Source organism: Staphylococcus microti, from assembly GCF_000934465.1.
Lineage (GTDB): Bacteria > Bacillota > Bacilli > Staphylococcales > Staphylococcaceae > Staphylococcus > Staphylococcus microti.
In genome coordinates, this window is the sequence record NZ_JXWY01000081.1 from 1 (window position 1) to 12,001 (window position 12,001).

A 12,001-nucleotide genomic window follows, 5' to 3' on the forward strand; every position below is an offset into this window, starting at 1 on the left:
CTCATCAATTTGCACCTCTCAGTCATTAGAGTAGTTACTCAAATTATACATTAAAATAACCCTATAGACCGACACTCTTTTTTTAGTGTCTAATCTATAGGGTCCAGTTTACGTGCTTCTAATATGGATATTAGCCTGATAGGGCGTTCAAGTGACTTTAAAAGTTTCAGTGCTGCAAGTAATTTACCGATTGGGATTATGGACGGTCCACAACTAGAGTCGTTTTCAAAACGTACGATTGCAGAAATTGAACATATTGAGTTTCAAGTCTCAGAAAGTTCAGACCGTATGGGGTACCGCTTAAAAGGTGGCTCAATCCAACCAATGGAAAGTGCAGATATTATTTCTGAACCCGTTGCATTAGGAAGTATTCAAGTACCGAAAGATGGGAATCCAATCATCTTGTTGAATGATCGCCAAACAGTCGGGGGCTATACAAAAATCGGGACTGTCATAGATAGTGATATTGTCGACATCATTCAAAAACGTCCTGGTGAAGTCATTCGTTTTGAATGGGTAACATTTAATGAAGCGAACGAAATTCTTGCACGTAAAGGGCGTAAGTTAGCAGATGCGAAAGAAAAGCTTAGAAGATACCCAAAACGTTATTTGAAAAATATACGACCAACTCAACGAAAAATTAAAAGTGTATTAAAAGGAGATAGTATACCATGGACTTAAAACAAATTGAACAAACACTCACTTTATTAAAAACATATGGTGTGAAACACTTCAGATATGGCGATGACGAAATGGAACTTGAATTGGATTTGCCAGCAACGCAACAAAATGAAGACTATGCGTTTACACCGGCTGCTCCTGCACAAGTAACGCCACAAACACAAGCTACGCAGCCACAAGAAGAATCACCGGTTGATGATTTTAAAGAAATACGTTCACAAATGATTGGTACGTTCTATTTACAAGATGAAAAAGAACTGACAAAACCAGTGATTAAAGTGGGAGATGTTATTCAAAAAGGCGATATTATCGGCTATGTTGAAGCGATGAAAGTGATGAATGAGGTGACAGCGGATGAGAGCGGTGAAATTGTCGAAATCCTTGTTGATCATGGAGAAAATATCGAACACAATCAATGTATCGTTAAATTAAAATAAGGGGGACATACTGATGTATCGAGTATTAGTCGCAAATAGAGGTGAAATCGCCGTTCGAATTATCCGTGCGTTACGCGAAATGAATATGGAATCTGTCGCGGTATATGCGGTTGGCGATGAAGATAGCTTGCACGTTAAACTAGCTGATCATGCGGTATGTATTGGGAATGCAAACCCACTAGACAGTTATCTTAATATTCATAATATCCTTTCTGCTGCAGAGATTACGAATGCCAATGCTGTACATCCGGGTTATGGTTTCTTATCGGAGAGTCCTGTATTTGCTGAAAAAGTAGAAGAAGAAGGCCTTTATTTTATTGGACCTACGAAGAAAACGATGGAGCTTATGGGGGATAAAATTACAGCGCGTCAAACGGTTGACCAAGCAGGCGTTCCGATTATTCCGGGCTCTAAAGGTGCGGTTGAATCTGTTGAAGAAGTAAAAGCACTTGCTGAATCATTAGGCTATCCGCTCGTATTAAAAGCTGCGAGTGGCGGCGGTGGTAAAGGGATTCGTATCGTTAAAGATGAAAGCATGCTAGAGCAAGCATTTAAAGAAGCCAAAAGTGAAGGGAATAAATACTTCAACGATGATCGCGTCTATGTAGAAGCGTTTATTCCAGTTGCCAAACACGTTGAGGTGCAAGTGTTAGGTGATGGCGAAACGAATTTCATTCATTTAGGGGAACGTGACTGTTCGGTTCAACGTAAAAACCAAAAGTTAATTGAAGAATCGCCATGTAGTGCATTGACACCGGAGAAACGTGAAAAAATGTGTAATGATGCGGTTAAAGTTGCACGTGCGTCGAATTATCGCAGTGCAGGGACTATTGAATTTTTAGTAACTGAAGATGCGTATTACTTTATTGAAATGAACGCACGTATTCAAGTAGAACATACGGTAACGGAAATGCGCACAAATGTTGATCTTGTATGTGAACAATTGCGCATTATGCAAGACGGCACATTGGGGTTAAAGCAAGAAGATATTCCATTTGAAGGGCATGTTATTGAAGCACGTATTAATGCTGAAAACCCTGAACAAGCTTTCCGACCAACACCGGGAACTGTCCAAAGATTACATTTGCCACAAGGATTTAATGTGCGTGTTGACTCGCTACTTTATAGCGGTTATACTGTTTCCTCGTACTACGATTCACTCGTAGCAAAAGTGATTGTAAAAGGTGAGACACGCACACATGCAATCGATAAGCTAAAGGTAACTTTAGATGAGATGATTATCGATGGCTTCACAACAACTGCAGACTTTTTATATGCTGTCTTATCTTATCCACCATATTGTGAAGGGGATGCAAGTGACGTAGACATTAAGTTTTTAGAAAGACATGACATTATTAAGGGGGCTCACCATGGTTAAGGTAGATTTGAACTGTGACTTAGGCGAAAGTTTTGGCAACTACACGATGGGGAATGATAAAGCTGTGCTACCGCTTATCACATCTGCCAATGTTGCTTGTGGTTTCCACGCAGGTGATGAAAATGTGATGGCAGAAACGGTAAAATATGCCAAAGCACACAATGTAAGTATTGGTGCACACCCAGGCTTTCCAGATTTAAAAGGGTTTGGTCGTCGCAACTTGGATATGTCTTTAGAAGAAATCTATAATATGATGGTTTATCAAATTGGGGCATTGAAAGCATTTTGTGACATTCACGAAGTACGACTGAATCATGTCAAGCCACACGGGGCGCTTTATCAAATGGGTGCCAAAGACCGAGCGATTGCTAAAACAATTGCAGAAGCGGTCTATGCAGTCGATCCAAATCTGTACTTAGTTGGTTTGTCCAATTCTCTACTGTTAGATGAAGCACAAAAAGTAGGCTTACCAATAGCGTCTGAAGTTTTTGCAGACCGTCGTTATGAAAAAGACGGACAACTTGTAAGCAGAAAAAAACCAGGAGCACTCATAGAAGATACATCAGAAGCAATACAACAAGTTATTCGCATGGTAACTGAAGGGAAGACAACAGCGATTACTGGTGAAGAAATTAATATCTCTGCTGATACAATTTGCGTACATGGGGACGGTGCGCACGCATTAGAATTTGTGAAACAGATCAGAGAGAAATTATCGGAGGTCAATGTCGAGATAGTCAAAATAGGGGGTTAATGTATGAAATCTAATTCGAACAAAATCGAAAATCCAGGGGAATTCCAATTTACGAAAGCACACAGGCGTTTATTGCTTGGTTCTGTTTTCTTGATGGCAACGTCAGCAATCGGACCAGCATTCTTAACGCAAACAGCAGTTTTCACACAACAATTTTTAGCGAGTTTTGCGTTTGCCATCTTATTATCAATCATTATTGATATTGGGGCACAAATTAATATTTGGCGTGTACTCGTTGTAACGGGTTACCGCGGCCAAGAAATTGCCAACGAAGTCGTGAAAGGTTTAGGTACATTTATATCGATTTTAATCGGTATCGGTGGTCTCGCATTCAATATCGGGAACATTGCCGGTGCAGGTCTAGGATTGAATGCTATTTTTGGATTAGATGTCCGCATCGGTGCTACAATCACAGCGGTCATTTCAATTCTCGTATTCGTTTCTAAAAACGGTCAAAAAATGATGGATATTGTCACAATGTTATTAGGTGTTTTAATGATTGGTGTCGTTGCATATGTTATGGTTCAATCAAATCCACCATATGCTGATGCAGCGAAACATATGATTTTACCAGAAGACCCAGCGGCACTCGTTTTACCGATCATTACATTAGTCGGTGGAACGGTTGGTGGGTACATCACATTCGCTGGTGCACACCGTATCTTAGATGCAGACATTAAAGGACAAGACTTTATCCCATTTGTCAATCGTTCAGCGATTACAGGTATTTTAACAACAGGTGTCATGCGTGGATTGTTATTCTTAGCAGTGCTAGGTGTTGTTGTAACAGGCGTTTCATTAAACCCTGATAACCCGCCAGCATCTGTGTTTGAACACGCAATCGGACCAATCGGTAAAAATATTTTCGGTGTCGTATTGTTTGCGGCAGCGATGTCATCTGTCATTGGTTCTGCCTACACAAGTACCACATTCATTAAGACGTTGCACAATAAATTGAACAAGTATGATAACTATGTTGTGATTGCATTTATTTTAATTTCAACGCTTATCTTCTTATCAATCGGTAAACCAGTAAAATTACTGATTATCGCTGGTGCTTTAAATGGCTTGATTCTTCCGATTACACTAGGAACAATCCTTATTGCTTCGAAAAACAAGCGTATTGTGGGTGACTATCAACACCCAACTTGGATGTTAGTTTTCGGTATCGTCGCAGTCGTTGTAACATTATTTACTGGATTTTTCGCATTCCAAGGTTTAGCTGACCTTTGGAACCAATAATTTCATTAAGAGATGTATTAAAGTCGAGACAATTTATGTTGTCTTGGCTTTTTTCATTGCAGTAAATGCATCGTGTTTTTTCAGATTAAATGGATAGCTTAAATAAGTAAGTGTTGCTTTTCAAGCTGCATCAACGACCTAAAATGAACAGCTTATAATGGCTACAAAACAAAAGCTAGATTATTATTGTATGGCTCGCCTTCAATGAAACAAACAATTATTCTACGATTAGACAGTTTCAGGGATCGGGACGACAAAGCTAAGGTATCTGTAGTGCTACCAAAGTTTTTTAAAACGCATTCTCACTTCAGACACCTACTGTCATTTACAAATATTTACTCACTTATTTAAATGAATTTCCCCTTTTTAATCAAGGCAGAGTGGTCACTTTTATTATAGTTTATTAATCTGAGAAAGGATAAAATCATGTGAGCAATCACATATAAATATGGTAAAATAGCACCGACTGAATAAAAATTTTGTTCATATATACAGGAGGCTACATCATGATTGCAATCATTGGTGCAATGGAAGAAGAAGTACAAATTTTAAAACAACAATTAACACAATTAGAAGAAACAAAAATCGCACATACACATTTTTATAAAGGATTACTTGCTGACAAAGAAGTCGTATTACTACAAAGTGGTATTGGGAAAGTCAATGTTGCTATTTCAACAGCTTTATTAATCGATCATTTTAATCCCGATTACATCATTAATACCGGTTCGGCAGGTGGGTTACAACCCGGTTTATCATTAGGCGATGTGGTTGTCAGCACAAATGTCGGTTATCACGATGCTGATGCACGTGCATTTGGCTATGAAATGGGACAAATTCCAGGTATGCCTGCAACATACAGTGCCGATTTAAAACTTATTGAAGCAGTTAAAAAAGTATTACAAACGTTGGATCAGACAGCGATGGAAGGTTTGATTGTTTCAGGAGATAGTTTTATTGGCACAGAAGCACAACGTGAAGTGATATTAACACACTTTCCTCAAGCGATTGCAGCTGAAATGGAAGCTGCTGCGATTGCCCAAACATGCTATCAGTTTGGTAAGCCATTTATCGTGACACGTGCGATTTCAGACTTAGCAGATGGAGAAGCGGGTATGACGTTCGATGAATTTTTAAAAGTAGCTGCAAAATCATCAAGCGACATGGTCTACGCACTCGTAAAAGAACTGTAAGAAGGTATACAGGTTCATACGGTAATTATGCTATAATATTTGGAATGAAGTTATTTAATTTGGAGGCACATAATGGGGATTTTAAAGCGATTATTTTTACCCAATCAATACGTGAAAGATATTCACGAAATTGATTTTGGACAACTAGAAGCACGTAATATTCGTGGTGTCATTACAGACTTAGATAATACACTTGTTGGCTGGGATGAAGCGAATCCAACGCCGAAAGTTGAAGAATGGTTTAAAGCATTGGATGAACGTGGTTTTAAAGTGACTGTTGTATCAAACAATAATGAAAAACGTGTCAAAGCGTTTTGTAAAGATTTAAACGTAGATTATATTTTCAAAGCACAAAAACCACGCGGTAAATCATTGCGCAGAGCAACAAAACAAATGGGCTTACAAAAAGATCAAGTTGTTGTGATTGGCGATCAAATGATGACCGATGTGTTTGGTGGCAACCGTAGTGGTCTGTATACCATTATGGTCGTACCAGTGAAAAACTCTGACGGCTTAGCAACGAAATTAAACCGTTTAATTGAACGTCGTATTTTGAGTCATTTTAAACGTAAAGGCTATATCAATTGGGAGGAGTCTTAATATGACGAACGCATTAAAATGTATTGGGTGTGGTGCAACGTTACAATCCGAAAATCCAAATGAAGCAGGTTATGTACCCAAGGCGAGTTTGGAAAAAGAAGATGTCATCTGTAGACGTTGTTTCCGTCTAAAAAACTACAATGAAGTACAAGATGTTGGTATGGAAAGTGAAGACTTTTTAACATTGCTGAACGGTTTGGCAGATAAGCAAGGTATTGTCGTTAATTTAGTAGATGTTTTTGACTTTGAAGGGTCATTTATCCATGCTTTAAAACGCATCGTTGGTAATAAAAAAATTATTTTAGCAGCGAACAAAATCGATTTATTACCAAAACAAATTAATAAACGTCGTGTAACTGAATGGCTGAGACGCAGTGCAAAAGCTTATGGGCTTGAGCCAGACGCGGTTGTGTTATTGTCAGCGATGAAAGGTTATGGCATAGAAGATTTGATGCAAGCGATTGAGAAACATCGTCATCACCAAGATGTCTATATTGTAGGGACAACAAATGTTGGTAAATCAACACTCGTTAATAAATTAATTGAAGAGAGTGTCGGTGAGAAGAACGTCATTACAACATCTAAAGTTCCGGGGACAACACTTGATATGATTGATATTCCTTTAGACGATCGAAGCTATATGTATGATACACCGGGTGTTGTACAAGCACATCAAATGACGCATTATGTTACAACAAAAGAATTGAACTTAATTATGCCGAAAAAAGAAATCAAGCAGCGCGTGTTCCAATTAAATGAGGCACAATCATTGTTTTTCGGTGGTTTAGCAAGAATTGACTATGTAAGTGGTGGAAAGCGACCATTGATTTGTTATTTCTCAAATGAATTACATATTCATCGAACAAAACTTGAAAAAGCAGACAAATTATGGCGTGAACAATTGGGTGATTTATTAGCACCTCCATCGAATCGCGAACACTTTGATTTTGAGCAACTGAAACAAGTATCATTACGTACAGAAGACGGTAAAAAAGACGTGATGATTGCAGGCCTCGGCTTTATTACAATTGATGAGGGCGCTGAAGTTGTTGTCACTGTGCCAGAGAATGTAGAAGTTTATTTACGTCCATCAATTATGTAGGAGGAATAATATGAAGTTTGCAGTTATCGGTCATCCAATTGAACATTCACTTTCGCCTATCATGCATCATGCGAATTTTGAAGCATTGCAGCTTGACTACGAATATCGGGCTTTAAATATTCCACCTGCACATTTTCATCATATTCGTGACATTATTTCAGAATATGACTTGGATGGTTTTAATATAACAATTCCACATAAAGAACGTATTATCCCTTATTTGGATGCTATGACTGATGAGGCAAAAGCGATTGGGGCTGTCAACACAGTTTATATCGACAACGGACGATGGATTGGTCATAATACGGATGGGCTTGGCTTTGTGAAAGGGCTCAATGATTATTACGGTGACTTAACTAATGCTAAAATTTTAATTATTGGGGCTGGCGGTGCAAGTAAAGGGATTGCTTATTCATTGTCACATAAAACGAAACAGCCAATTGCTGTTGCAAACCGAACGATGTCACGTTTTAATGACTGGCAATTTGAAGTAGAAACATATTCACTGTCAGATGTTGATGCTATTGCAAATGAATACGATATTATCATTAATACAACACCCGTTGGCATGCACGAATCGACTGATCAAGTCGTGTCATTTCAACAATTGAAAAAAGATGTCTTAGTTTGTGATATTATTTATATTCCTGCAGAAACAGCCTTTTTAAAATCTGCAAAAGTACAAGGCTACGACACGTATAACGGGTTGGATATGTTTGTCTATCAAGGGGCTGAAAGCTTTAAATTTTGGACGGGTCAACAAGCGAATATCCCCGTAATGCGTGAACATGTCAAACAAAAATTATACTCATAATATAAACAGGAGGTCATTATGACACTAACAGGTAAACAAAAACGTTTTTTAAGAAGTGAAGCGCATCATATCGATCCGATTTTCCAAATTGGGAAAGCCGGGATTAATGAAAATATGATCGTACAAATTGATGAAGCGCTTGAAAAACGCGAACTCATCAAAGTACATATTTTACAAAATAATTTAGATGATAAAAGAGAATTAGCAGAAACACTCGCACAATCAACGAAAAGCTATCTTGTTCAATTGATTGGTTCTATTATCGTGTTATACCGTGAATCTCAAGAAAACAAACAAATCGAGTTACCATAATGAAACGCATCGTCATTTATGGTGGGCAATTTAACCCTATTCATAGTGCACATGAAATGATTGCGAGTGAAGTCAACGCCGCGTTAAAACCTGACGCATTTTATTTTATGCCGAGTTATATGTCGCCATTAAAAGAACATCACGATCCCATTGCGATTGAAGATCGGCTTGCAATGATTCGATTAGTGATAGATAACTTAGGGTTTGGGACGTTGCGATTGGATGAAATCGAACGTAAAGGACAAAGCTATACGTATGATACGTTGTACGACATACACCAAGCTGAACCAAACGCGAAACTCTTTTTTATCATTGGAACAGATCAATATGATCAACTAAATCAATGGTATCGCATTGAGGAATTAAAACAGATTGTGACGTTTGTCGTTGTGAATCGTGGTCGACATATTCAAGCGGCTGATTCATCAATTATGCCACTTGAAATTCCTGAGATGGCAATCAGTTCTACACAAATACGCCAAAGATGTAAGCAGAAAGAAACGATTCATATGTGGGTGCCATTAAATGTCGAGTCGTATATATCTAGGAGGGGATTATATGGATAAACAATTTGCAATTGAACTCGTTGAACAAAAGTTACCTAAAAAGCGTTTTAAACATTCATTGCGTGTTGCTGAAACAGCAGTGAAGCTTGCCGAAATTTATGAAGGGGATAAAGAAAAGGCTGAGCTTGCTGGTATTTTACACGACTTTTGCAAGTACGATGATTTAAGTTATTTATATCAACAAGTGACGAAATACAAGCTGGATTCAGACTTGTTAAGTTACGGTTCAGAAATCTTGCACGGTCCAATCTGTGCAGTCATTATGGAACATCAATATGGTGTCTCTGACGAAGAAGTATTACAGGCCATTCATTACCATACAACAGGCCGTAAAAATATGAGTAAAACCGAAAAACTTGTATTTATCGCAGACTACATTGAGCCTAAGCGAGAAACACCTGGTGTGGATGAAATTCGTGATCTTGTCTACAACGGTGGAGGACTAGACCGTACAATTTATGAAATATCAAAAAGAACTGTGTTACACTTAGTGAGCAAAGATGTCAGTGTGTATCAACCAACCATTGACTGTCTCAACTATTACAATTTCAATTAACTTTTTAGAGGATGATTAAATGAACGCAAATGAATTATTAATGTTAAGTGTTAAAGCTGCAGACGATAAAAAAGCTGAGGATATCATTTCAATTAATATGCAAGGTATCTCAGATATTGCAGACTACTTTTTAGTTTGTCATGGTAACAATGAGCGCCAAGTACAAGCGATTGCCAAAGCGGTAAAAGACCAAGCTGAAGAACAAGGGATTCATGTTAAACGTATGGAAGGTTATGATGAAGCACGTTGGATTTTATTAGATTTAGCAGATGTTGTCGTACACGTATTTCATAAAGATGAACGTGATTATTACAACCTTGAAAAGCTATATCATGACGCTGAAATTTTAGGTTACCACGAGGTCGTTAAGTCATAATGGCATATCAAACATTGAGTGCATTTTATGATCAATTGACAGATGATCAACCATACGATCAATGGCAAGCAATCGTGCAGCAATACCTACCTAAACAACATGTTGATTACATGTTGGATCTAGGCTGTGGTACAGGTACGCTCACAACAAGATTCTTAGATTTTTCTAACCATGTTGTTGGTATGGATTTAAGTGAAGAAATGATCGACTACGCACAGCGAAAATCTGACAACGTAACATGGCATGTTGGTAATATGGCAGACTTTTCGCTACCTCATCGCTTTGATGTCATTACAATTTTGTGTGATTCATTAAATTATTTGCCAGATGAAGAAGACGTATTAGCGACATTGAATCATGTGTATCAACATCTTAATAATGAGGGTGTCCTTATATTTGACGTGCACACAACACACAAAATGGATACACAATTCAATGGGGCCACTTACCTTGATGACCGTGAAGATGTGACGCTCGTCTGGCAAACAGAGCCTGGAGAATTACCACATAGCGTCTGGCATGATTTAGTCTTTTTTGCGCAACAAGAGAGCGGCCAATACGTGCGTTACGATGAATCACAATTTCAAAGAACGTTAGATAAAGAGATTTATTATCACATGTTGGAATCCATCGGCTTTAAAAAAATCACGACATTTTATGATTTTGATCCAACGCTGGATGATCCTACGAGTGATCGTTTATTTTTCGTTGCAACCAAATAAAAGTAATCAACCTCCCTTACACGTGTATGAAGATGTAAAGGAGGTTTTATCATGTCTATTTTTACGCAAATACAAGCGTGGTGTCTGAAAAATCGTGCGCTTGCAATAATGGGTGTACTGTTAGCTATCACAATTATAGTGTTACTCTTGAACTTTCATTCTCAACAGCGTGAAGTGACGCCGTCTGAACCTTTGATACAAGAAGCGGTTACGAACAACGCTTCAGCTGATACAAAGTTAAGTCATCAGTCGTCGCCCCAGACACAACAACCTACAGCTATCGTTGTCGATATTAAAGGTGCTGTGAAACATCCAAATACGTATCAAATGATGTCGGATGATCGCATGAAACAACTATTAGATAAGGCTGAAGCTTTACCAACTGCTGATTTATCACAAATCAATCTTGCTGAAAAATTGAGTGATCAAAAAATGATCTATATTCCACAAAAAGGAGAGCAAACTAAAAATAGCGGGGCAACAACTTCAAACACAACGAACGGCGCACAAGGACAACCAATTAATTTAAATACCGCACAATTGAGTGATTTGACAACAATTCCTGGTATCGGGCCCGCAAAAGCACAGGCTATATTAGCGTATCGTGAAGAAAAAGGGCAATTTCAATCAGTCGAAGAATTAAAAGAAGTTAAAGGCATCGGCGATAAAACATTTGAAAATTTAAGCAGTTACTTCACGGTCTGAACTTATCTTCACTAGTGTCCTTTGAAAAATTCAGTTATAATCAAAAAGACAATCCATTTGAGGGGTGAAACAATGGAAAGAATAGAATGGCATGATTATTTTATGGCACAAGCACATTTACTCGCTTTACGTTCCACTTGTAAACGTTTATCTGTCGGTGCAACGATTATTAAAGACAATCGCATTATCGCAGGTGGGTATAACGGTTCAGTGGCCGGCGAAGTCCATTGTATTGATGAAGAATGTTTGTTAGAAGATGGACATTGTATACGTACAATTCACGCTGAAATGAATGCTTTATTACAATGCGCGAAGCAAGGCGTATCGACTGAAGGTGCAACGATTTATGTCACACATTTCCCTTGTGTTAATTGTACAAAGTCGATTATTCAAGCAGGTATTAAAACGATTTATTATGCTAAAGACTACCATAATCATGAGTATGCATTGAAATTATTAGAACAGTCAGGCGTTAAATACGAACATATTCCTTTTGAACCGGAGCGTATCGCGAATTATATTATGGATACAAAATGATTTATCTACTTCTTGCATATATATTA

16 protein-coding genes are annotated in these 12,001 nt (G+C 38.1%); all 16 read left to right on the forward strand.

What is annotated here, in order from left to right:
• Positions 1 to 123 precede the first annotated feature (123 nt).
• The 16 genes from TP70_RS08890 to TP70_RS08965 all read left to right on the forward strand — a co-directional run bounded on the left by TP70_RS08890 (position 124) and on the right by TP70_RS08965 (position 11,975).
• Positions 124 to 681: a 5-oxoprolinase subunit C family protein gene (locus TP70_RS08890; protein WP_044361090.1), complete on the forward strand. Its 558-nt coding sequence runs from the start codon at positions 124 to 126 to the stop codon at positions 679 to 681.
• Positions 672 to 1,118: an acetyl-CoA carboxylase biotin carboxyl carrier protein gene (locus tag TP70_RS08895; protein WP_044361091.1), complete on the forward strand. Its 447-nt coding sequence runs from the start codon at positions 672 to 674 to the stop codon at positions 1,116 to 1,118. Before TP70_RS08890 ends, TP70_RS08895 begins: the two co-directional genes overlap by 10 nt.
• A gap of 13 nt (positions 1,119 to 1,131) precedes the next feature.
• Positions 1,132 to 2,496, forward strand: a complete 1,365-nt coding sequence (locus TP70_RS08900; RefSeq protein ID WP_044361092.1) for an acetyl-CoA carboxylase biotin carboxylase subunit — start codon at positions 1,132 to 1,134, stop codon at positions 2,494 to 2,496.
• Positions 2,489 to 3,250, forward strand: coding sequence for a 5-oxoprolinase subunit PxpA (pxpA, locus tag TP70_RS08905; RefSeq protein ID WP_044361094.1), 762 nt, complete (start codon positions 2,489 to 2,491; stop codon positions 3,248 to 3,250). Before TP70_RS08900 ends, pxpA begins: the two co-directional genes overlap by 8 nt.
• Before the next feature lie 3 nt (positions 3,251 to 3,253).
• Positions 3,254 to 4,492: an NRAMP family divalent metal transporter gene (locus TP70_RS08910; RefSeq protein ID WP_044361096.1), complete on the forward strand. Its 1,239-nt coding sequence runs from the start codon at positions 3,254 to 3,256 to the stop codon at positions 4,490 to 4,492.
• 506 nt (positions 4,493 to 4,998) lie between these two features.
• Positions 4,999 to 5,685 (forward strand): 5'-methylthioadenosine/S-adenosylhomocysteine nucleosidase, encoded by a 687-nt coding sequence (mtnN, locus tag TP70_RS08915; protein WP_044361097.1) that lies wholly within the window; start codon positions 4,999 to 5,001, stop codon positions 5,683 to 5,685.
• A 72-nt stretch (positions 5,686 to 5,757) separates the two neighbouring features.
• Positions 5,758 to 6,285 (forward strand): YqeG family HAD IIIA-type phosphatase, encoded by a 528-nt coding sequence (locus TP70_RS08920; RefSeq protein WP_044361098.1) that lies wholly within the window; start codon positions 5,758 to 5,760, stop codon positions 6,283 to 6,285.
• A 1-nt stretch (position 6,286) separates the two neighbouring features.
• Positions 6,287 to 7,387, forward strand: a complete 1,101-nt coding sequence (gene yqeH, locus TP70_RS08925) for a ribosome biogenesis GTPase YqeH (RefSeq protein ID WP_044361099.1) — start codon at positions 6,287 to 6,289, stop codon at positions 7,385 to 7,387.
• 10 nt (positions 7,388 to 7,397) lie between these two features.
• Positions 7,398 to 8,201: a shikimate dehydrogenase gene (gene aroE, locus TP70_RS08930; protein WP_044361100.1), complete on the forward strand. Its 804-nt coding sequence runs from the start codon at positions 7,398 to 7,400 to the stop codon at positions 8,199 to 8,201.
• Positions 8,202 to 8,219: 18 nt separating this feature from the next.
• A complete protein-coding gene (yhbY, locus tag TP70_RS08935; RefSeq protein ID WP_044361101.1) occupies positions 8,220 to 8,513 on the forward strand; it encodes a ribosome assembly RNA-binding protein YhbY in 294 nt (97 codons plus the stop codon).
• The gene (gene nadD / locus TP70_RS08940) at positions 8,513 to 9,079 is read left to right on the forward strand and encodes a nicotinate (nicotinamide) nucleotide adenylyltransferase (RefSeq protein WP_044361102.1); all 567 of its coding nucleotides are present in this window, start codon (positions 8,513 to 8,515) and stop codon (positions 9,077 to 9,079) included. Before yhbY ends, nadD begins: the two co-directional genes overlap by 1 nt.
• Positions 9,072 to 9,635: a bis(5'-nucleosyl)-tetraphosphatase (symmetrical) YqeK gene (yqeK, locus tag TP70_RS08945; protein WP_044361103.1), complete on the forward strand. Its 564-nt coding sequence runs from the start codon at positions 9,072 to 9,074 to the stop codon at positions 9,633 to 9,635. Before nadD ends, yqeK begins: the two co-directional genes overlap by 8 nt.
• A gap of 19 nt (positions 9,636 to 9,654) precedes the next feature.
• Positions 9,655 to 10,011, forward strand: a complete 357-nt coding sequence (gene rsfS / locus TP70_RS08950) for a ribosome silencing factor (RefSeq protein WP_044361104.1) — start codon at positions 9,655 to 9,657, stop codon at positions 10,009 to 10,011.
• Entirely contained in the window at positions 10,011 to 10,733 is a 723-nt protein-coding gene (locus tag TP70_RS08955) for a class I SAM-dependent DNA methyltransferase (RefSeq protein ID WP_044361105.1), read from the forward strand. Before rsfS ends, TP70_RS08955 begins: the two co-directional genes overlap by 1 nt.
• A gap of 51 nt (positions 10,734 to 10,784) precedes the next feature.
• The gene (locus TP70_RS08960; protein ID WP_044361106.1) at positions 10,785 to 11,438 is read left to right on the forward strand and encodes a helix-hairpin-helix domain-containing protein; all 654 of its coding nucleotides are present in this window, start codon (positions 10,785 to 10,787) and stop codon (positions 11,436 to 11,438) included.
• A 72-nt stretch (positions 11,439 to 11,510) separates the two neighbouring features.
• A complete protein-coding gene (locus TP70_RS08965) occupies positions 11,511 to 11,975 on the forward strand; it encodes a ComE operon protein 2 (RefSeq protein WP_044361107.1) in 465 nt (154 codons plus the stop codon).
• Positions 11,976 to 12,001: the final 26 nt, after the last annotated feature.

Coding starts and splice junctions, on each gene's coding strand:
- TP70_RS08960 (WP_044361106.1), top strand. CDS start 10,785: ATGTCTATTTTTACGCAAATACAAGCGTGGTGTCTGAAAAATCGTGCG.
- TP70_RS08955 (WP_044361105.1), top strand. CDS start 10,011: ATGGCATATCAAACATTGAGTGCATTTTATGATCAATTGACAGATGAT.
- TP70_RS08895 (WP_044361091.1), top strand. CDS start 672: ATGGACTTAAAACAAATTGAACAAACACTCACTTTATTAAAAACATAT.
- pxpA (WP_044361094.1), top strand. CDS start 2,489: ATGGTTAAGGTAGATTTGAACTGTGACTTAGGCGAAAGTTTTGGCAAC.
- TP70_RS08965 (WP_044361107.1), top strand. CDS start 11,511: ATGGAAAGAATAGAATGGCATGATTATTTTATGGCACAAGCACATTTA.
- mtnN (WP_044361097.1), top strand. CDS start 4,999: ATGATTGCAATCATTGGTGCAATGGAAGAAGAAGTACAAATTTTAAAA.
- TP70_RS08890 (WP_044361090.1), top strand. CDS start 124: ATGGATATTAGCCTGATAGGGCGTTCAAGTGACTTTAAAAGTTTCAGT.
- TP70_RS08910 (WP_044361096.1), top strand. CDS start 3,254: ATGAAATCTAATTCGAACAAAATCGAAAATCCAGGGGAATTCCAATTT.
- aroE (WP_044361100.1), top strand. CDS start 7,398: ATGAAGTTTGCAGTTATCGGTCATCCAATTGAACATTCACTTTCGCCT.
- yqeH (WP_044361099.1), top strand. CDS start 6,287: ATGACGAACGCATTAAAATGTATTGGGTGTGGTGCAACGTTACAATCC.
- nadD (WP_044361102.1), top strand. CDS start 8,513: ATGAAACGCATCGTCATTTATGGTGGGCAATTTAACCCTATTCATAGT.
- TP70_RS08920 (WP_044361098.1), top strand. CDS start 5,758: ATGGGGATTTTAAAGCGATTATTTTTACCCAATCAATACGTGAAAGAT.
- TP70_RS08900 (WP_044361092.1), top strand. CDS start 1,132: ATGTATCGAGTATTAGTCGCAAATAGAGGTGAAATCGCCGTTCGAATT.
- yhbY (WP_044361101.1), top strand. CDS start 8,220: ATGACACTAACAGGTAAACAAAAACGTTTTTTAAGAAGTGAAGCGCAT.
- yqeK (WP_044361103.1), top strand. CDS start 9,072: ATGGATAAACAATTTGCAATTGAACTCGTTGAACAAAAGTTACCTAAA.
- rsfS (WP_044361104.1), top strand. CDS start 9,655: ATGAACGCAAATGAATTATTAATGTTAAGTGTTAAAGCTGCAGACGAT.